The following is a 19,407-nucleotide window of genomic DNA, read 5'->3' as shown; positions in this document are numbered from 1 at the left end:
TGGAGACGATGCGACCGACTCGATCGGGTACGGCAGGATGACGTCGTGGTCATTCCGATTCACGACATCAACCCGCTGCGGCGCAGACCGGTCATCACCTGGCTGCTGATCGCGGCCAACGTCGTGGTCTTCGTGTTCTTCACGCCCATGGTCAGCTCGGTCGCCGGCGTGCAGGCCTCGCGCCCGCAGAACGTCTGCGAACAGCAGCGCTTCTACGCGGAGTGGGGCGCGATCCCCAAGGAGCTGCTCACCAACAGGCAGCTTCCGTCGGCGGCTTCCGGGCGGCTCACGGTGGACAGCCAGGGCCGGGTCGGGTGCCTGGCGGAGTCGCCGGCGACGTTCCACAAGTCACCGGTGCTGTCCGCGCTCAGCTCGATGTTCCTGCACGGAAGCTGGCTGCACCTCATCGGCAACATGCTGTTCCTCGGCGTCTTCGGCAACAACATCGAGGATCGGATGGGCCGCCTGCTGTACCTGCTGTTCTACCTGGCCTGCGGGATGTCGGCCGCCTACGGCTTCGCTCTCTTCGAGGGCCAGACCACCGACACCCTCATCGGCGCCTCGGGCGCTGTCGCCGGGGTACTCGGCGCCTACCTCGTCGTGTTCCCGCGCGCCCGGGTGATCGGCCTTGTCTCGGTTCTGTTCTTCCTGCCCTTCTGGCTGCCGGCCTGGATCGTGCTGGGGTTCTGGTTCGCGTTGCAGTACCTGTACTTCACCGGTATCGGCGTCTCCGGTGGCGGGAGCGTCGCCTACGGCGCCCATGTGGTCGGCTTCGTGCTCGGTGCCGTGCTGGTCGCCCCGTTCGTCCAGCGCCTGCGCGCCGCAGGGCCCTCGCCCCGCCAGGCGGCGCAGCCGCGGTGGGTCCGGGAGCCGCCCGGCCTTGGTGGGGCGCGTCGTGCGTCCCGGCCCCGCCACCGCGGCTGAGACGAGGGCTCCCGCAGTGGGCGCCATACACCGCAGCCGGAGCCCCCGCCGCATCTGACCGGCCGCCGCGTCTCACCGGCCGCCCCATCTGGCCGGCCGCTCAGATGTGGCACAAAATCGCTGGTCACGGGCCTGTCCGATGGGGCAGTGTGAATCCGGTTATGACCACCGCATATCACCGCGCCCTGGCGACGCCGGGCGCCGTCCGCTTCGTGCCCGCGGCGTTCATCGGCCGGCTTCCCATCGCGATGGTCTCCGTTGGAACCGTCCTGTTCATCCAGGCCAGGACGGGCTCCTACGGGCTCGGTGGCGCGGTCGCGGCGACCAGCGCGGTGGGCGAGGCCCTGCTCGCACCCCGCCTCGGGCGCGCGCTCGACCGCCTCGGGCAGGCCCGGGTGCTGCTCGCCTGCCTGGTCTGCCATCTGGCGGCCATGGCGGCGCTCATCGCCACCGTGGCCGCCGGCGCACCCCGCCCGGTCTGGTTCGCCGCCGCCCTGGTGGCCGGCGGTTCGCTGCCGCCGGTGGCCGCGTGCTCCCGGGCCCGCTGGAGTGCCCGGCTCTCCGGGGACGAGCTGCTTGGCACCGCCCTCGCGCTGGAGTCCGCGCTCGACGAGCTGGTCTTCGTGCTCGGGCCGGTCCTGGTCACCATGCTCGCCGTGCTCGTCACGCCGGCGGCCGGGCTGATCGCGGCGATGGTCTTTCTCACCGCCGGGACCACGGCGTTGGTGTTCCTGCGGGACACCGACCCGGGACCACGCGATGCAGAGATCACTACAAGGCCACGAATGCTGCACGATCCCGGAACTCGTACTGTGCTCGTGGTCTTCTTCTGTATCGGCATCGCGTTCGGCGGGGTGGACGTGTCGATGGTCGCCTTCGCCCGCGAGGAGGGCCTGGCCGCGGTCGGCGGCCTGCTGGTCGGCCTGTTCGCCGGCGGCTCCGCCCTCTCCGGGCTCGTCTACGGCGCGCGGGCACAGTCCCGACCGCTGCCCGACCGCTTCCTGCGGGCCGCCACCTTCATGGCGTTCGGCATGACGTTGCCACTCGCAGGCGTGACCCTGCCGCTGATGATCCCGCTCGCACTACTGGCCGGGGCCACCTCGTCGCCCACGCTGATCACCGGAAACGCACTGGTCGAGCGGCTGGTGGGCGCCCAGGCCCGGACCGAGGGCTTCACCTGGCTGACCATGGCCGTCGTCAGCGGGCTCGCGGCCGGCACACCCGTCGCGGGCATGCTCGTCGACAGCGGCGGCGCGCATCACGGGCTGCTCGTCACCGCGGTGGCCGGCCTGACCATCGGCATCGCCGCGCTGCTGGGGCGCCGGGCCATCGCCTCGCGACACGGTCCCGCGGCGTCACGGCCGGGCGTCGGAGCCGCCCAGCCCGCCGCCACCGCCCTCGACCGTGGCGGGGCAGCCCCCGCCAGGGCGACCACCGCACTGTGACCACGCCGCGATCGCACGGTGATGGAAGGGCGACCAGCGGCGGTCGGGCAGCCATCAGACATCTCGGAAAAAGCGACGGATAGGCAACCAAAGAGCGACACCGGCCGGCCGCCACCCGTCGAGCCCGCCCTCCATCCGGAGTGGATCGCGGTCGGCGCCGGTCCGGAGCACCGCCCCACAACGACCGAACCCACCGGAGTCCCCGATCGGGAGAGTTATAATCTGCGTGCTGCACGTGACATAAGGCGACGGCCTTCAATGAGCCTTTTCCATCGTCGACTCTGTCCTGTGGCTACGGCCCTGCGGCTACGGCACTCGACAAACGTGAGACGGAAAAGGCTCAACGATGGCGCGTGCCCTCAACGATGATGACGGTCTTCAACGACGGCGGGGTCGGGCGGAGTCAACGGTGGCAGAGCTAACGACGGGCAGTCCCGAAACCGGCGCAGCGCCTGTCAGGTCGTCGCGCCCGGGGTCGATCCGCGTCTTCCTCCTCGACGATCACGAGGTCGTGCGCCGCGGGCTGCGCGACCTGTTGTCCGACGAGGCCGACATCGTCGTGGTCGGCGAGGCGGGGCGCGCGGACGACGCGATCGCAGAGATCATCATGCTCCGGCCGGACGTGGCCGTTCTCGACGCGCGCCTTCAGGAGGGCAGCGGCATCGAGGTGTGCCGGCACGTCCGCTCCCACGCCCCGGAGATCGCGTGCCTGATCCTCACCTCGTTCGACGACGAGGACGCGTTGTTCACCGCCATCATGGCCGGGGCAGCGGGCTACGTACTCAAGCAGATCCGCGGCAACGCCCTCGTCGACGCGGTGCGCCAGGTGGCGGCAGGGCAGTCCCTGCTCGACCCGGCGGTGACCTCACGGGTGCTCTACCGGCTGCGGGAAGGTCCGGTCGAGGACGAGCGGCTCTCCGGCCTCACCGACCAGGAGCGGCGGATCCTGTCCCTCATCGCGGAGGGGCTCACGAACCGCCAGATCGCCGCGCGCATGTTCCTGGCCGAGAAGACCGTCAAGAACTACGTGTCGAGCATGCTCGCCAAGCTCGGTATGGAGAGCCGGACACAGGCGGCGGTGTTCGCCACCAAGCTGTCGACCTGACCCACGCCGTGACCCGACCCGTACGGTCGACCTGACCCACACTGTCGACCTGACCCACGCTGTCGGCCTGGCACACCCACCGGCTCCCGCTGGCACACCCACCGGCTCCCGAGCGCTCGGCCACAGGGCGCCGTCCGGGCGCTCAGAGCGCCCCTGGGGCTCTGTCGCCGTGGCTTCCGGGGTCCACCACGCCGCCCGGGGTCGTGATATTCGGAGGCTGGGCCGTACGGCCCGGCCGGCTCAGCGCCCGCGGCACCGGAACCGGCTGAACCAGTGGGACATGCCACCGCACGGTGGTCCCGATGCCGCCCTCCCCCGGGCCGAACTCCATCCGGCCGCCCAGGTCGAGCGCGCGGCGGCGAAGGTTCGCCAGGCCGCTGCTGCGGGAGGCACCACCAGGGCCACAGCCGTCGTCGCGCACCTGGACCGAGACGTCCGTGTTGGTGACCCGTACGAGCACCTGGATCCGGGTGGCCCGAGCGTGGCGAGCGATGTTCGACAGCGCCTCACGGATGGCTGCCAGCAGATGCGGGTGAATCACCGTGGGTATGCCGCGGTCGACCGGGCCGTCGATGCGCACGGTCGGCCGGATGGCGAGCGCCTGTTCGGCCTGGGCGACGATCGCCGCGATCTCGGCCCGCAGGTCGACCGCCCCGGAGGCCGCCGTCAGCGAGAAGATCGTCTGCCGGATGTCGGCGATCGTCTGATCCAGCTCGCGGACGGCGGAGGTCAGCCGGGCCGCCGCGGGGCCGTCGATCACCCGCGACAGACCCTGGATCTGCAGACCGGTGGCGAACAGCCGCTGGATGACCACGTCGTGCAGATCCCGGGCGATGCGGTCGCGTTCCTCGAACACGGCGAGCCGCTCCCGCTCGCGCTGCACCCGGGCCATCTCCAGTGCGAGGGCCGCATGCCCGGCGAACGCCGCCGCCATCTCCAGGTCGAGGTGCTCGAAGACGGCCACTCCCGGGGGTGCCGCAAGCACCAGAAGCCCCAGCGGCCGCCCCGCCGCCAACAGCGGAACGATCATCACGGCGCCGATCTCGAGCCCGTCGACGACCTCGCCCAGCAGATCGCGGGCCGCGGGGTCCACCCGCTCCGGCGGGATGATCCTGGCCCGGCCGGCCTGCATGACGCCGAGCAGGCCCGTCGACTCGGGCAGGGTCCGCCCCTGCAGGCTCTCCGCGCCCGCCCCGTCGGCCACCGCGATCTCCAGCGGCACCGCGAACCCGTCGCCGGACGCACCCGGCACACCGGACGCACCGGACGCACCGGACGCACCCAGGACACCGGACGGATCGGAGTCGTCCGAGGAACCCGAGGAGCCGTACGCACCGGGCACACCGGGCGCCGCCGCCGGCCGCCACGGGCTGGTCAGGGCCGGCCCGGCGGCGCCCGCGCGGGCCGTGCGCGCCGGCGAGACGATCGCGGCCAGGCGTGCCGAGGTGACCTGCCTGGCCCGCCGCGCGACGAGCCCGAGTGCCTCGACCGGCTCCGCCACCGACAGCAGCGCCGTGGTGATCTCGGCGCTCGCCGTGAGCCACGCCTGACGCCGCCTGGCCGCCTCGTAGAGACGTGCGTTCTCGATGGCGAAGCCCACCGCGGCGGCCAGTGCGCCGACGAGGTCCTCGTCCTCCTGAGTGAACTCCGGGCCGCGTTTGCCGGCGAGGTACAGATTCCCGAACGCCTCGCCGCGCACGGCGATCGGCACCCGCAGGAAGGTCCGGAAGCTGCAGCCGCCGGGCGGGAAGCCGAGGGCCTGGGGCGACACGACAACCGCGCCTGTCACCGCCGCGGCCGGCGCCGGATTCTCCCCGGCGGGCTCGCCGATCAGGCCCCGCCCGCGCGGCATCCGGACGATGCCGGCCGGGACCTCGTCACCGGTCCCACCGCCGCTGATCAGGTCCGTGATCTCACCGTCCGGGCCCAGCACCCCCAGCACGCCCAGCTCGCAGTCCACCAGCGAGCGCGCCGCCTGTGCGATGCGGTGCAGGGTGACGGGGAGGCTCAGCTCACGGGCGACGTCGACGACGGCGTCCAGCAGGCCGCGCATGCGGCTCTGAACCGTGAAGATCTCCCCCGTCGGCGTCGTCGGCGGGCCGTGTGCACTTCCGCTGGAACCAGCGCTGCCCACCGAGGCCACGAGTGCGTCCGGCCCCGAGCCGGTCTGGACCATCTCGCATCTCCCGTCCACAGGCCTCACGTGACGATAACCAGACAGGCGCCGGTCTGGGACACTGCCGGGTGTATCGAACGAACTGCGCCCTGCCACGAGACCGCACCGCGTTGGCGTACAGTTCATGCATGGCCGCCTCTGGCTTTCTTCTGCACAGCGACCGCGTGACCGACCTGAGCAGGGTCGTTGCCGCGGCCTGTATGACCCGGGCCTGACGTTCGCAGGCCGCGGCGTCACGCCGCGCAGCCTGCCCTCAGGTCCGACACGGCGCTGCGCCGCCTCGTCGCCCCCTGGCAGCTCCACGCCGCTGCGGGTTCTTCGTGGCGCCGGGTGCGCCGCCGCGGCCCGCTCGGCGGCGTCCGCGTACCGGGAGCCCTCCTACTTCTCGCCACGGTGACCTGCTGCGGGCAGGGCCCGCCCCACCTGCGGCCAACCCCCGTCGGTGGCTCCGCCAACGGTGGCCCGCAGGCCGTGGACCTGGCGGGGCGAGAGCGACGAGACCGCCCGAGCGCGGCGCAGGCGCTCCAGGGCATGGCTGCGGTGTAGCTGCCGGTTCGCACGTGGCTGCCGAAGCGCCTACACGCGGCACACACTCGCGCCTCATCCCGCTCCGGACAGGCCTGCCCGGGCCGCGGGCCTGCCGTTCGGCGCAACCAGGCCCCGCACCCATGAACGTTCCGGTCGACGCCGTGCCCCCGGCCGATCCGCAGACGCCTCGCGGTGTCCTCCAGTGGTCCGTCGCAGAGGCGACGGTGTTCGAAGGAGCTTCGATGCCCCTGATCCATCCCGCCCTGCTCCAGTCGGTCCAGCCCGCGCCGACAGCGCCTGCCGCCACGCGGGCCGGTGTCCCGTTCGTGCCCGAGCGCTTCCTGGTCGACGAGCCGCGCGAGCTGGAACTGCCCGATCTGCGTGACCTGGTCGCCGGCCTCGCCGCGGCCGAGCACCTCTGGCGGCCACTGGTGCGCCACGATCCGCGCCGGCGCTGGTACACACGCCTGGTCCTGTCCGGCGCCGTCGAGGTGTGGCTCATCGGCTGGTGCCCCGGCCAGCAGACGGACATCCACGACCACGGCGGCGCGCTCGGCGCGTTGGCGGTCGCGGCGGGCGTCCTGGACGAGGACGAGTGCGGTCGGGACTGGAGCATCACCCGGACCCGCCAGCACGGCACCGGTGCGGTGGCCGGCTTCGGGACCGACCATGTGCACCGGATCGTGAACCGCGGCCAGCTGCGGGCGACCACCATCCACGCCTATTCGCCCCCCGAGCTTCCCCTGCGCTACGCGCCTCGCCAGCTCGCCCCTCTCGACCAGCCCGTACCGCTCGACCGGGCGGACGTCTCACAGCGTGCTGCCCAGTCGGCGGTCGTCGCCGCCGGCGCCGGGGCGGCACGGGTCACGACCGCGACCCCGCCGGCGGCGGCCCCGTTCGCGCCGCGGCCCCGTGCGGGCCAGCCCCGCCTGACGTCCGGGATGTCGGTGTGAGCGGCGGCGGCGGTGTGAGCGGCGGCGCGAGTGGCAGCCGCATCGACGCGATGCTGGCGGCCGCGCGGGCCCGCCTGGATCGGCTCACGCCCGACGAGGCCGCGGCGGCCGTCGCCGCCGGCGCCATCCTGATCGACATCCGGCCGGCCGCGCAGCGGGCTGCCGAGGGCGCGATTCCGGCCGCCGTGATCATCGAACGCAACGTGCTGGAATGGCGTCTCGATCCGACCTGCGAGGCTCGGGCGGCCTTCGCCACCGGCGACGACATCAGGCCGATCATCATCTGTTCGGAGGGCTACACCTCCAGCCTCGCCGCGGCGGCGCTGCTGGATCTTCAGCTGACCGCGGCGACCGACGTGATCGGCGGGTTCCACGCCTGGGCCGCGGCGGGCCTGCCGATCAGCCGAGGCTGATCGGCGGACGCCGGACGGCGCCCGTACCCCTGTGTGGTCCTCAGCACATTTCGGCCCCCGCAGGCCGCCGACCTGAACGACGGGACGGCGGCCAGCCCCCCTTTACCTGCCGGCAACCGGAGCCCGACCCGGCGGCGAATCGGGTAGATCAGGCACCCCCATGTGCCACGGCCGTCCCACCCGGCACCCAACAAATGATCTTGCTGGTTACCCAAAAAGCCTGCATGACAGGAACATTCGCAGGCACGAGACCTGCAGCACACGTCGGACCAAAGCAGTTACATGGTTACGAGGGGCTTGAGAGGGTGGGACCCGCGGCCACATCAGCCGGCGGATCATCGACCTCCACAGAGGACCGGACGTGGGCGTTTCGGAACCCTTGCTATCCGCTCGAGAGAAGTCTACGTTCCTCGGTTAACGAGACGAGACGGGCCCGTTTCCGTGCGGGAGACCGGAACCTTCCGGTCGCACCACATGGACGGGCCCGGGGGCTCTCGGCTTGTAGCAGGTAGGCCCCACCACCAGTCCGGCGTGCGGCGCAACGCCGGGTATTGCCTGTCCGCAGCGCACCTGTCCGCCTTTGCAACGTCAGCAGGAGACGGTATGCCCACTCTGCCCGGCATGCTACCGGTCGGTAGCCCCGCCGAACCCATGTCCCCGACGCCGTCCGACTCGGTCCGGACGGAGGTCGCGCGATGAGCGCCGGTGTACCCGTTCTGCCTGGTCGGGATCTGCCGCCGCAGCCGTTCGGCGAGGGCTGGCCGGTCTACTGGCGCCAGGATGCCGCCTGCCGCGACGGCGACCCCGATGCCTTCTTCCCGCCGGACGGGCGTAACACCAAGGCCCGTGCCGCCGCCGAGACCCGCGCCCGCAAGATCTGCTCCGGCTGTCCGGTCCAGCGCGCCTGTCTGGCGACCGCGATCTTCCGCCAGGAGGAGCACGGTGTCTGGGGCGGGCTGACCTCGGACCAGCGCTCGACCCTGATCCCCCGCGGCCGGCTGAACGCCGACGACGCGCTCGCCGCCGCCGACCGCCTGCTGCTGACGATCTCCGTCGCGAGCTGACCCCCCGGCTGGCCGCCCTTCGGCAGGCCAGCCCTCGGCGGGCCGCAGCACCGGCCGGCCGGCCTCCCGCAACATCACACGCCCCGCGACATCACACGGCCCGATCACTTTGGATGGTGATCGGGCCGTGGTCGTCGTCCCGGCAGCTCCACCGCTGTGGGCACCGCAACGGGCACCGCAATTGACGAGGACGTCCGGATGTCGGCAGTCTGCGAGTCGTCGCGGCGAACCTGGCTCGCGCGGGGAGCGTTCGAGCTGTTGACGGACGGGAGGAGCTGACGTGTCCGGTGCCAACGGGGATCACGCAGGGATCACGGGTGGATGGCGTGACCCGGCCGCTGGCGGAAGCACGCCGGCGTCACCGGGGCGGTCAACCCCCCGCACCGGAGCCGCCACGCACGCCGGAGTCGCACGGTGAGACGTTCCCCCCGCCTGTTGCTGCTGCGGCACGCGAAGTCCGATGTGGCGAGCGACCCGACGATGCGCGACCAGGACCGGCCGCTCTCACCGAAGGGACGTACCAGCATCGCGCTGATCGCCGACCACCTGGTCGCCGCGGGGCTGGAACCCGACCTGGTGCTGTGCTCGTCCGCGGTGCGCACCCGGGAGACGGTCGCGCATCTCGCACATGCCCTGCCGAGCAGCGTCCCCGTCCTGGTCGAGGACCAGCTCTACCTCGCCGAGGCAAACGACCTGCTCATGCGCCTTCGCCAGGTCGACGACGGCGTGCCCTCGGTACTCGTCGTCGGCCACAACCCGGGCCTGCACAGCCTCGCGATGGGCCTGCTCAGCCCGCCGGAGCGACACCGGGTGCCGACCTTCCCGACGGCCGCGCTGGCCGTCCATGACCTCACCGTGCCGCGGTGGAGCGAGATCGGACCTGCCTCCACACGGCTGGTCGACTTCGTCACCCCACGCTCGCTGCGGGAGGCCGCCGGCACGCCCGAGCAGGCCACCGACGTCTGATCAGGAGCCCTGGCCGGGAGCAGGCAAGGCACGGCCGGCGCCAGGGTGGAGGCTCACCTCCGGTCTGGCGCCGGCCGGTCTGGCACGACGACGCTTGTGGGCCGGCGTTCTAGTAGCACTGCTCCATGATGTTGGAGACCAGAGCCAGGCCGGCACCGGCGACCAGCGCCACCGCCGTCCCGATCCACAGCGGCACCGAGCCGAGGATCAGCGCGAGGGTGCCCAGGACAAAGCCCGCGATGAGGATGTACACCGCGGCCCAGGACCCCATGTTGGCCTTCACATGACCGGTATCCGACACGTCCACTCCTGTCTCGACCATGGCACACATGCCCGACCTCCCGCCGAGCGTACCCGCGCGCGGCACGACTCAGCCGAATCCGGCCAGGTGACGCAGATCCACCAACTGGTCGTTGAGCCAGCGGCGGACATCGTGGGTGCGCACCTGCTCGGCCGCGGCCGCCAGCCTGCGGTGGCGTTCGTCCATGGGCATGACCAGGGCCTCGTAGAGGGCGTCGGCCATCTGCTGGACGTCGAACGGGTGCAGCGTCACGGCGAACTCGCCCAGCTCCTCGTGCGCGCCTGCCATCTCCGACAGGGCCAGCACGCCGCCGCGCCGGTTGACGATCGCCACCTCCTTGGCCACCAGGTTCATCCCGTCCGCGATCGCGTTCACCATCAGCACGTCGCAGATCGAGTAGGCGCCGACCGCAAGGGTGAAGTCCTCCACCATGCGCAGATCGATCGGCTGGCGCCCCTCCTTGGTGTGCCTCGCGTTGATCTCCGCGACGACGGCGCCGATCAGTGCGATGTAGTCGGCGTACTCCGGGACGTCCGTGCGGCTCGGCTGGAGCAGTGCCAGGAAGCTCACCCGCCCGACCAGCTCCGGATGCTGGTCCAGGAGCGTTCCGAAGGCCAGGAAGCCGCGGACCACGTTCTTGCTGGGGTCGGTGCGGTCGACGCGCAGCACCAGCTGGCGGTCGTCGTCGAGGAAGACATAGCGCAGCATCGCGACGTGCGCGGCGACCTCCTCGCTGGCGAGGGTGGCGTCGAGCGCGGCCGGATCGACCGAGATCGGATAGTAGCGCGCCCGCACCGTCCGGTCGTTGACCTGGACGGTCAGCTCGTCGAGGTTGATGGGCAGCCCGAGCAGCTCGCCGGCGCACAGGACGAAGTTCCGGGCATAGCGGCGGGTGTGAAAGCCGACGACGTCGCTGCCGAGGAGACCACGCAGGAGACGTTCACGGATGTCGCCCGGCAGCACCCGCCACTCGTCCGGGCCCGGCCAGGGGATGTGGACGAAGTGGGTGAGCACGACGTCCGGGCACTGCTCGCGAACGTGCTCGGCGACCAGGTAGAAGTGGTAGTCCTGCAGCAGCACCAGCGCCTTGCCGCCACGTGACTGGACCTCGTCGGCGACCGCGTCGGCGTAGGCGCGGTTGACCGCCGCGTACCCCCGCTCGAACGCGTCGTGCTCGGCGCGGGTGAGCACCGGCGCCAGCGACCGCCCGTACAGACCATGCTGGATGAACCACAGGATCGGGTTCGACCACACGCTGTAGAAGTCGGCGTAGGCAGCCGGGTCGGTCACCACCAGACGCACCCTGATCGACGGGCCGTCCGGGTCTCCCTCCACCGCGTGGGGGAAGGGCTGGGTCTGCACCAGGATCGCGCCGCCATCGTTCTCCGCGGCGACGGCGGCGTCCTCGGCGGTCGCCGCGCCACAGACCCAGACGGCGTCATCCAGATGCTCCGCCAGGCCGGACAGGGCGGATACCAGCCCGCCGGCGCCCCGGTTGACGGTTCGGCCGGACGTATCGCGATCGAAGCTGACAGGACCTCGGTTGGACAACAGAACCAGCGGGAGATCGAGCAGGTCGATATCCGACACGGCAGAAGGAGCCCTCCTGGTCGTCATGGTGCCCGGCTGTCGAACGGCAGGCACTCGGCCGGCAATGCGGACACTGTCGGCCGGAGCCCACCGAAGGGTCGGGCGCACGGGACAACCCGGACTGTAGTGAGCCTGGAAACCGGATGCACCGCGTCGCCGCGTGGCTGGAGAGGTGTTACCCGGAAATTCGTCCGGTCACCATATCCACACTGCCCGTGCAAGGATCGGCATCGGCCGCGCCGCGGCGAGCCCGTTCGGCACAGTACTGCACAACACCTGGTCAGACGTCCGCGGGCGACCCCGCCGAGCCGCCTGCGGGCCGGCGGGACCCGGTGACTGCCCGCAGCCGCGATGTGCCCTACGCCACGATGTGTTCCGCGCCACGTTTTCCGCGTGTTCCGCGTGTTCCGCGGAACGTGTTCCGCGCCGGACGGGATCGCGGCCTACTTTCTCCTGCCTACAGGGTGTCCCGGTAGACCTTGACCTCCTGGACGGCGGACCCGAGCGCCGCGAGCGCGTTCTCCAGGCTGTCCCGGGTCTCGACCAGGGCGCTGGTGAGCTGTTCGACGGCGAGGTGCTCACTGCCGTCGGTCGCCGCGACGACCATCGCCTGCGCCTCCTCGATCATGTTCAGCGCGCCCTCGAGCTGGCCCGTGACCTCCTCGGTTCGCCGGAACGCCTCGTCGAGCTGCGCCTTGACGTCGGCGATCGTCCCTGCCACCGTGCACTCCGTTCCGTCAGCCGATCAACGCCCCGCCAGCCCGGCGACGTCGCCGCCGGCCGCTCAGCTCCGCCTGCTCCGGCCGTCACCCGCCGGACCCGCGCCCGCGCCTGTGCTCGCGCCGGCGCCCACGCCGAGCCCGAAGCGCATCGCGAGCGCCAGGCAGGCCAGGGCACCGATTGTCCCCGCCGGCTCGATCGGCACAAAACGGAAGGTCGCGAGGACCGCCACTCCCGCCGAGCCCGCCGCGAGCACGGCCGAACGCGCGGCGGACACGGCGGACGCGTCCGCGCTGGCGACCACCGCCACGGCACCGAGCCCCCCGGCCGCGACCAGGCAGGGCAGCGCCGGCGCCTCCCCGAACACCCGGGCCACCACCGTGAGCGCACCCGCAAGCACGCAGACCAGCGCCACGATCAGCCCGCTCGACCCGGTGGGGACTCCCTTGGTGACGGCCCGAAGCTCGGCCGAGCGGGACATCACCTCCAGGCACAGGCGGTAGGCCAGTTTCCTGGCCCGCTCCGGGTCGACGAGGTCGTCGGCACCGACGAGCCCGTCGGCGGGTGCCTGCGGGCGGCCGCGGCCACCCTTCCCGCGGCCATCGATCCCACCGCCATCGATCGAGGCCGCCGCGCCGAGCCGCTTCTCACCGGGTAGCGCGACGGCGGCGCGGGCACCACGACCGCCACGACCACCACGACCGCCGCCGAGCCCGTCCAGGTCGCCCGCGTACTGCTGGTAGACGGCCTCAACGTCGGGCTCGGTGCCCTCCCGCGGTCGCAGCTGGTCGAGGCCATCCAGCCCATGCGACTCCAGCGCGCCGCCGACCTGGGACCAGACCACGGCGACCCGGGAACGGATGTCCTCGGCCGCGGCCCGGTGGCGCCGAGCGAGGACGTCGTGGCCCTCCTGCCGTTCGGCCAGCCGTTGCGCGAGCAGGGCCCGCACCGTGTCGGAGGCGCCCATGAGCTCCCGGTAGCGGTTCGCGGCAACCAGGGGATGCTCGACCGACGCCGGTTGCCCGACCGCCGGGGGAACCAGTGCGACCGGGTGGCTGCCCGTCGCCGCGGCGGCGGGCAGCGGCCTGGCGTAGCCGCCGGGCGGCTGGGCGAACTCCATCGCCATCGCGGCCGACGCCGACGCCGAGAACACCGGGGAGGGCACCGGCGAGGGCATGAGGTGCCGGCCCGGCAGCTCGGCGAGGCTGTAGGCGGACGCGTCGTCGGTCACCGCGCCGGGCTCCCCGTCGGTCACCGCGCCGGGGCCCTCGTCGTGTTCACCTCGCACGCCGTCCCTCCACCACTCGTCGTCGACCTCCGCCACTCCGTCAGACCACCGTCCCATTGTCAGCACCGGACCGGGTCTCAAGGGGTGCGAAGGGGACAACCGTGCGTGGTTCGGCCTGGACGTGCCGGTCGAACAGCACGGCCCGGTTCGGGGTCGTACCAGCCGTGACCGGACGGTGCCCGGCCAGTCCGAACAGGTCCCCCCCGGGCAGCCCGGTGGCGACCCAGGCCGCGATGTCGTCCCGGTGCCCGGGCCCCAGGTCGTCGGCGAGCCGGGACGGGGCACGCCACCAGCCCAGCAGATGCACCCCGGCCGCCGGGCCGCGACGCGTCAGGGTCCGCAGATCGTCCAGCCCGGACCGCCGCGAGGCGTCGTCACGCGCCTCCAGGCCGGCCCGGCCCGCGTCCAGGGCGAAGACGACCAGCAGCCGGGTGGTCGACGCGGCACCGCTCTGCCCGGCGAGCGCCGCCTCCTCGCGGGCGCGGATCTCCGCCCCCGCGGACGCGAGGACCCCCCGCAGACCGGTCACGTCCGTCACATAGGTCGGATGGCCCGCGCGGCGCAACGCCGACGCCAGGGTCTCGGCGGCCGACACCGTGGCCGGATCCACCGCGACGATGTCGACGACGAGGCTGCCCGGCGCGCTCTGGGCACCGACGGACACCGCCGCCGCCTGCAGCATCCCGACCGCCTCCCGCCGCAGCGGACCGAGCACCGCCAGATGACGGCCGGGCAGCCGGGCCAGGCGCACGCCCACCGCCGGCGGCGCGAGATCCAAGGGCACCCCGACGAACGCCAACGGATCCCCGGCCGAGCCGTCGACCGAGCCATCCGCCGGGACCAGCGCGGCGCCGGTGCCGGAGCCGTACGCGGCACCGCCCCCGGCGGGATCACCCGAGGCGGGGACCGGCCGGCCGGCCAGTGCCTGGAAGGCCGGGTTGTCCGTGAGGACGGCGGGAGCGTGGCCGACGAACACGCGCGGTGGGCGCATCGCCGGAACCGCCCGGACCACCATCGCGCTCAGCTGCTCTCGCAGCTCGGCCAGCACCGCCGGGTCGGGGTAGGCGACGCGGACGTGCTCGTTGCCGACGGGGTGACCGTTGCGCCGGTTCACGATCGCCTCACCGACCCCGGACAGCGCACCCGCCGCCTCGTTCGCGGTCGACAGCAGCACCCGAGACTCGGAGATGGACGTCCGCAGCGCGACGCGCAGCGCGAACTGGCCGAAGATCGACCCCCGCTTGCCGGCCGTCGCGTCCAGCGCGTCGATACCGGACAGCGTCTGGCTGGCCAGCAGCAGGTGGATGCCGTAGGCCCGGCCCTGCCGCGCGAGCACCTCCAGCAGCGAGACCGCCTCCCGGGCGACCGTGTCGAGCGGAGTGAGCATCACCTGGAACTCGTCGACGACGACCACGACCCGCGGCCAGGGGGAGCTGCGGTCCGCCGCGCGCAGCCCGCGCAGGTCACGGGCGCCCAGCGCGCGCATCGTGACGGACCGCCGCTGCATCTCGTTACGGGCCGCGCGCAGCACCGCGACGCCGAACTCGCGGTCACTCTCGATGCCGACGGTGTCCGCGTGCGGAAGGAAGAACGGGTCGCCCGGCCGCTGCGCGAACTGGGCGAACTCCAGGCCCTCCTTGAAGTCGAGCAGGTGGAATCGCAGCTGGTCGGGACCGTAGCGGGCGGCCAACCCGTAGACCACGTCGAGCAGCAGCGTCGACTTGCCCGCCCCGGCCTGGCCACCGACGAGGCAGTGGACCGTGTCGTCGTCGAAGGTCAGCCCGACCGCTCCGTCGGGGCCGTGCGCGACCGGCACCGACACCCCGGCGGAGCTCTCGTACTCCCACAGCCCCGGCGGAAGCAGGCCGCCCAGGTCCGGCCCGCGGACCACGGCCTGCTCCACCCCGGCGACCACCCGGGTGGTGACCTGGGCGACCACCGACATCGGAGGCGCGTCGTCCAGCGCGCAGCCGAGCAGGCCCGACATCGACGTCCGCCACCCGCCGGGCATGACCGCGCCGACGTCGCCCGGGTCCCCCTGCAGCTCCGCCGCGGTCACCGTCTCGGCCCGGGGCAGGCTCGGCACACCCCGGCCGCCCGGGGCGTCCGCGCCCTCCTCCGCCTCGACGACCGCGATGATGTGCACCCCGCAGGACGGCCCCTGGGCCGCCACCGCCTCCAGCGTGCGAGCGGCCTCGTCGGCCAGCGGCGGCAGGCCCAGCAGGATCAGCAGCCGCCAGGGCTCGCCGCGGGGCACGCCGGCGTCCTCCCGCTCGCGCAGCGAGTCGAACCGGCCGCCGAGGCGGTCGACCGTGATGCGGCCGACCTCGGCGGACAGCTCCGCGAGGGCGGCCTCCAGCCGCGCCCGGGAGGTCAGGGTGGGCCCGACCACTCCGTGGGCGCGCAGCGGCGCGAAGCCCGCGAGCCCCGCGCCGAGCTCGTGCGGGTCGTAGACCGTGACCCGGACCGCGCCCGGCGACGCACTCGCGAGAACGCGGGTGAGCAGACCCCGGACGAGGCCCACGGCCTCACCGCGGCGCTCGCGGGTCGTGGTGATCTGGAGGTTCCCGGCGTCCAGCAGCGGCACCGCCAGCGGCACCTCGACGGGGCGCCCCCCGCGCGCCAGCGGCGGGACGAGAATGCGCCCGAGCCGCCACAGGCCGGGCTGCCCCCCGGGCCCGATCACGGGGCCACCGAGGCCGGCCGGACTGGCCGCTCCCGCGGGGCCGGCCATGCCGCCCGCGGAGCCGGCGGCAGCCGGGCCGGCGACGGGTGCGGCGACGGATGCGCTGTGCCACTCCGGTGCGTCCCAGCCGGCGCCGGCGAACGCGGGCGCGTGGCGCCGCGCGAGCGACGCCGCCTCGCTCAGGGCGAGCCGGACGCCCTCCAGGTTGCCCGCGAGGTCGGCGGCCGCCTCGTTGATCGTCTCCGCGTCCAGCGTCACGGTGGCGGCGGACGGCCCCTCGCCGGCCTCGAGCCGCGCGGCCTGCACGTCGAGCCGGTCCGCGAGCGAAAGGACCACCCCGAGGTTCTCGGAGATCCCGGAGACGAGCAGGCGCGCTCGCCGTGTGCCCGACACGCGACCTCCTCGCGACAGCTGTGTTCCGCGGCCGACAGCCGACGGCCGTCGCCCGGCCGCCGCGCCCGAGACACCACGCTAGCGACCGCTCCGTCACATCGTGCCGTTTCACCACACGCCGGACCACGGTGTCTCTGGCCCGTTCGGCGGGTTCCGCAGCGTGATCGCCGGCGACGAACTGGAACGTACCGGATGCTGGCGGGGAGACCGGCGCATTATCCACCGTGGCGCGGTGTTCAATGGCCCAGCGGAGATGCTGCGACGTGATTGGGCCTTTTCCGTCGTCGACTCGGACTCGCGGCATCCCTGACCGTGTGGACCGGGTGAGATGGAAGAGGCTTGTTGCTGTACAGGAGGCGCAGAAGTGGCGGATCCGGGGCGCATGTCCGACCTGGGCGTGGGCGCTCAGCATGCGGGCGAGCCGCCGCTCGCGGTCATCGACGTGGACGGTGTCGTGGCGGACGTCCGGCATCGCCTGCGGTTCCTGCGGGCACTCCCGGGTGACTGGGAGGCCTTCTTCGCCGCCGCCGACGTCGACCCGCCGCTCGTCGAGGGCGTGGAGCTCGTTCGCACCCTCGCCCGCGACCACGAGGTGATCTGGCTGACGGGCCGCCCCGAGCGCTCCCGCGCCGCCACCGAGCGCTGGTTGCGTGCGCAGGGCCTGCCGGTGGGCGAGCTGCGGATGCGCCCGGACGCGGACCGGCGGCCCGGGCGGATCTTCAAGCGGTCGGAGCTGCGCCGCCTCGGCTCACGCCGCCGGGTCGCCGTCGTGGTCGACGACGACCCGGCGGTGGTGGAGCTGCTGCGCGCCGACGGCTGGCCCGTCCTGCGTGCGGACTGGCTCGCCTACGAGCCCACCCTGGGCAACGCCCAGAACGAGGAGGGGCGCACCTGAGGTGACCGGGCGGTGAGATGACCGGGCCGCGGGGCGGGTGGGTCGTGGGGTGGGCAGGCGTCAGTGGGCGGTGCCCCTGCGGTAGGCGCGGACGGCGAGCGGCCCGGCCACCACGAGGATTCCCGCGCACCAGGCGAGAGCCGCCAGCAGGTCCCCGGCCACCGGGCCCCCGAGGAACAGGGCTCGCACCGCGTCGACGGTGCAGGTGACCGGCTGGTGCTTCGCGAACGCCTGGAGCCAGCCGGGCATGGATTCGACCGGGGCGAACGACGAGCTCGCGAACACGAACGGGAAGATCCAGATCATCCCGCCCGACTGCGCGGCCTCCGCGCTGCCGACCGACATGCCGATGACCGCCGAGAGCCACGAGAACGCGTAGGCGAAGAGCAGCATGAGGCCGAACCCCGCCAGTGCGGCGAGAACCGTCGTGTTCCCGAACCGGAAGCCGACCGCCAGACCCACCAGCAGCATGATCAGGATGATGAACGCGTTGCGGACGAGATCCGCGAGGGTCCGGCCCGTCAGCAGCGCCGAGCGGCTCATCGGCAGCGCGCGGAAGCGGTCGATCAGACCCGCCTCCTTGTCGGTGGCCAGCCCGATGCCGGTCATCATCGACCCGAAGATCACCGTCTGCACGAAGACGCCGGGCATCAGGTAGTCGACGTACTCCACCCCCGGGCCGACGTTGATCGCGCCACCGAAGACATAGGTGAACAGCAGGACGAACAGCACCGGCTGGATCGTCGCGAAGACCAGCAGCTCCGGCACCCGCCAGGTCTGGACGAGGTTGCGCCGGCACATCACCCAGGCGTCCGCGGCCTCCCAGGCGAGCCTGCCACGCCCGGGAACCGGGCTCAGGTCCAGAGTGCTCATGTCGCCACCAGATCCGACTCGTCGTCACCCGACCGCGGGCCGGGCGGCCGCACGGCATCCTTCCCGCCATCGGCGCCATCGGCGCCATCAGAGCCATCAGAGCCACGGGCGGCACCGTGACCCGTCAGGGCCATGAAGACGTCGTCGAGGGATGGCCGGTGCAGGCCGACGTCGACGATCGTGGCGCCGATCTCGTCCAGCGACCGCACCGCCTCGGCGAGCACGGCCGCGCCGGCGACCGGCACGGTCACCCGGCGCTCCTCGGCGGCCACGCCGGCCGGCCCGGTACCCAGCCGGCTGAGCACGGCCGTGGCGGCGTCGAGGTCGTCGCCAGGCGCGATCGTGATCTCCAGCCGGTCGCCGCCGATCTGCCGCTTGAGATCGTCGGAGGTTCCCTCCGCGATCACCCGACCGCCGTCGATGACGGACACCCGGTCCGCCAGCTGGTCGGCCTCCTCCAGGTACTGGGTGGTCAGCAGCACGGTGGTGCCCTCGCGGACCAGATCCGCGATCACGCGCCACATCGCCTGGCGGCTGCGCGGGTCCAGGCCGGTGGTGGGCTCGTCCAGGAACAGCACGGCCGGAGCCATGATGAGGCTCGCCGCGAGGTCGAGACGGCGGCGCATGCCGCCCGAATAGGTCTTGATCTGCCGCCGCGAGGCCTCGGTCAGCTCGAACCGCTCCAGCAGCTCGATCGCGCGGGCCCGCGCCGTGCGGGCCCGCAGGCGGTACAGCCGGCCGAACATCTCCAGGTTCTCCAGGCCGGTCAGCCGCTCGTCCACGGCCGCGTACTGGCCCGTCAGGCCGATGCGTGGCCTGACCCGCTCCGGATGGCGCAGCACGTCGACACCGAGCACCTCGGCCCGGCCGCCGTCGGCCGCCAGCAGCGTCGACAGAATCCGGACGGCGGTCGTCTTGCCGGCCCCGTTCGGGCCCAGGACACCGTGCACACTGCCGACGCTGACGCTCAGGTCAAGCCCGGCCAGGGCCGTATGTCGACCGTAGTTCTTGCGAAGGCCCTCGACGAGGACCGCTGTCTGATCGGTCACAGGGCGAAGGTACGCCAGGGCACCGACAGTTCTCGAGC

Annotated in this window: 16 protein-coding genes; 8 read left to right on the top strand and 8 right to left on the bottom strand. The window is 72.8% G+C overall.

Going from position 1 to position 19,407, the window contains the following annotated elements:
* The first annotated feature begins 45 nt into the window (after positions 1–45).
* The 3 genes from FREUN1FDRAFT_RS12415 to FREUN1FDRAFT_RS12405 all read left to right on the top strand — a co-directional run bounded on the left by FREUN1FDRAFT_RS12415 (position 46) and on the right by FREUN1FDRAFT_RS12405 (position 3,474).
* Positions 46–924, top strand: coding sequence for a rhomboid family intramembrane serine protease (locus FREUN1FDRAFT_RS12415; protein WP_006540392.1), 879 nt, complete (start codon positions 46–48; stop codon positions 922–924).
* Between the two features lie 161 nt (positions 925–1,085).
* The gene (locus tag FREUN1FDRAFT_RS12410) at positions 1,086–2,369 is read left to right on the top strand and encodes an MFS transporter (protein WP_006540391.1); all 1,284 of its coding nucleotides are present in this window, start codon (positions 1,086–1,088) and stop codon (positions 2,367–2,369) included.
* A gap of 409 nt (positions 2,370–2,778) precedes the next feature.
* A complete protein-coding gene (locus FREUN1FDRAFT_RS12405; RefSeq protein ID WP_006540390.1) occupies positions 2,779–3,474 on the top strand; it encodes a response regulator transcription factor in 696 nt (231 codons plus the stop codon).
* 142 nt (positions 3,475–3,616) lie between these two features.
* Here FREUN1FDRAFT_RS12405 and FREUN1FDRAFT_RS12400 read toward each other — a convergent pair whose 3' ends face one another.
* Complete coding sequence (locus FREUN1FDRAFT_RS12400; RefSeq protein ID WP_006540389.1) at positions 3,617–5,650, bottom strand: GAF domain-containing sensor histidine kinase; 2,034 nt, start codon at positions 5,648–5,650, stop codon at positions 3,617–3,619.
* A gap of 770 nt (positions 5,651–6,420) precedes the next feature.
* Here FREUN1FDRAFT_RS12400 and FREUN1FDRAFT_RS12395 point away from each other — a divergent pair.
* The 4 genes from FREUN1FDRAFT_RS12395 (at position 6,421) to FREUN1FDRAFT_RS12380 (ending at position 9,574) form a co-directional block, all read left to right on the top strand.
* Positions 6,421–7,131 (top strand): cysteine dioxygenase, encoded by a 711-nt coding sequence (locus FREUN1FDRAFT_RS12395; protein ID WP_006540388.1) that lies wholly within the window; start codon positions 6,421–6,423, stop codon positions 7,129–7,131.
* Between the two features lie 50 nt (positions 7,132–7,181).
* A complete protein-coding gene (locus FREUN1FDRAFT_RS12390) occupies positions 7,182–7,544 on the top strand; it encodes a rhodanese-like domain-containing protein (protein ID WP_035951390.1) in 363 nt (120 codons plus the stop codon).
* A 695-nt stretch (positions 7,545–8,239) separates the two neighbouring features.
* Complete coding sequence (locus tag FREUN1FDRAFT_RS12385) at positions 8,240–8,608, top strand: WhiB family transcriptional regulator (RefSeq protein WP_006540385.1); 369 nt, start codon at positions 8,240–8,242, stop codon at positions 8,606–8,608.
* Between the two features lie 414 nt (positions 8,609–9,022).
* On the top strand, positions 9,023–9,574 hold the full coding sequence (locus FREUN1FDRAFT_RS12380) for a histidine phosphatase family protein (protein ID WP_006540384.1): 552 nt from the start codon (positions 9,023–9,025) through the stop codon (positions 9,572–9,574).
* A gap of 109 nt (positions 9,575–9,683) precedes the next feature.
* Here FREUN1FDRAFT_RS12380 and FREUN1FDRAFT_RS12375 read toward each other — a convergent pair whose 3' ends face one another.
* The 5 genes from FREUN1FDRAFT_RS12375 to FREUN1FDRAFT_RS12355 form a co-directional block, all read right to left on the bottom strand.
* Positions 9,684–9,875: a hypothetical protein gene (locus FREUN1FDRAFT_RS12375; RefSeq protein WP_369809790.1), complete on the bottom strand. Its 192-nt coding sequence runs from the start codon at positions 9,873–9,875 to the stop codon at positions 9,684–9,686.
* A 69-nt stretch (positions 9,876–9,944) separates the two neighbouring features.
* Entirely contained in the window at positions 9,945–11,465 is a 1,521-nt protein-coding gene (locus FREUN1FDRAFT_RS12370; RefSeq protein ID WP_006540382.1) for a trehalose-6-phosphate synthase, read from the bottom strand.
* Between the two features lie 457 nt (positions 11,466–11,922).
* Positions 11,923–12,186 carry a hypothetical protein gene (locus FREUN1FDRAFT_RS12365; RefSeq protein WP_006540381.1) on the bottom strand — a complete coding sequence of 88 codons (264 nt, stop codon included), beginning with the start codon at positions 12,184–12,186 and terminating at the stop codon, positions 11,923–11,925.
* 63 nt (positions 12,187–12,249) lie between these two features.
* Positions 12,250–13,530: a hypothetical protein gene (locus tag FREUN1FDRAFT_RS12360; protein WP_232295158.1), complete on the bottom strand. Its 1,281-nt coding sequence runs from the start codon at positions 13,528–13,530 to the stop codon at positions 12,250–12,252.
* Complete coding sequence (locus FREUN1FDRAFT_RS12355) at positions 13,514–16,552, bottom strand: FtsK/SpoIIIE domain-containing protein (protein ID WP_006540379.1); 3,039 nt, start codon at positions 16,550–16,552, stop codon at positions 13,514–13,516. Before FREUN1FDRAFT_RS12355 ends, FREUN1FDRAFT_RS12360 begins: the two co-directional genes overlap by 17 nt.
* A 382-nt stretch (positions 16,553–16,934) precedes the next feature.
* On the opposite strand from FREUN1FDRAFT_RS12355, the gene FREUN1FDRAFT_RS12350 reads away from it, so the two are divergent.
* Positions 16,935–17,447 carry a nucleotidase gene (locus FREUN1FDRAFT_RS12350; RefSeq protein ID WP_050795840.1) on the top strand — a complete coding sequence of 171 codons (513 nt, stop codon included), beginning with the start codon at positions 16,935–16,937 and terminating at the stop codon, positions 17,445–17,447.
* Between the two features lie 60 nt (positions 17,448–17,507).
* Here the strand turns inward: FREUN1FDRAFT_RS12350 and FREUN1FDRAFT_RS12345 are convergent, their stop codons facing one another.
* Together FREUN1FDRAFT_RS12345 and FREUN1FDRAFT_RS12340 are read right to left on the bottom strand one after the other, a co-directional pair.
* A complete protein-coding gene (locus tag FREUN1FDRAFT_RS12345; RefSeq protein WP_006540377.1) occupies positions 17,508–18,320 on the bottom strand; it encodes an ABC transporter permease in 813 nt (270 codons plus the stop codon).
* A complete protein-coding gene (locus FREUN1FDRAFT_RS12340; protein ID WP_006540376.1) occupies positions 18,317–19,369 on the bottom strand; it encodes a daunorubicin resistance protein DrrA family ABC transporter ATP-binding protein in 1,053 nt (350 codons plus the stop codon). The genes FREUN1FDRAFT_RS12345 and FREUN1FDRAFT_RS12340 overlap by 4 nt, the downstream gene beginning before the upstream one ends.
* Positions 19,370–19,407 lie beyond the last annotated feature (38 nt).

The organism is Parafrankia sp. EUN1f, from assembly GCF_000177675.1.
GTDB lineage: Bacteria > Actinomycetota > Actinomycetes > Frankiales > Frankiaceae > Parafrankia.
Note: the sequence above shows the minus strand (reverse complement) of the source record. Positions and strands in the feature narration are given on the sequence as shown.

Coding starts and splice junctions, on each gene's coding strand:
- FREUN1FDRAFT_RS12410 (WP_006540391.1), top strand. CDS start 1,086: ATGACCACCGCATATCACCGCGCCCTGGCGACGCCGGGCGCCGTCCGC.
- FREUN1FDRAFT_RS12400 (WP_006540389.1), bottom strand. CDS start 5,650: ATGGTCCAGACCGGCTCGGGGCCGGACGCACTCGTGGCCTCGGTGGGC.
- FREUN1FDRAFT_RS12395 (WP_006540388.1), top strand. CDS start 6,421: ATGCCCCTGATCCATCCCGCCCTGCTCCAGTCGGTCCAGCCCGCGCCG.
- FREUN1FDRAFT_RS12390 (WP_035951390.1), top strand. CDS start 7,182: ATGCTGGCGGCCGCGCGGGCCCGCCTGGATCGGCTCACGCCCGACGAG.
- FREUN1FDRAFT_RS12385 (WP_006540385.1), top strand. CDS start 8,240: ATGAGCGCCGGTGTACCCGTTCTGCCTGGTCGGGATCTGCCGCCGCAG.
- FREUN1FDRAFT_RS12360 (WP_232295158.1), bottom strand. CDS start 13,530: ATGGGACGGTGGTCTGACGGAGTGGCGGAGGTCGACGACGAGTGGTGG.
- FREUN1FDRAFT_RS12350 (WP_050795840.1), top strand. CDS start 16,935: ATGTCCGACCTGGGCGTGGGCGCTCAGCATGCGGGCGAGCCGCCGCTC.
- FREUN1FDRAFT_RS12345 (WP_006540377.1), bottom strand. CDS start 18,320: ATGAGCACTCTGGACCTGAGCCCGGTTCCCGGGCGTGGCAGGCTCGCC.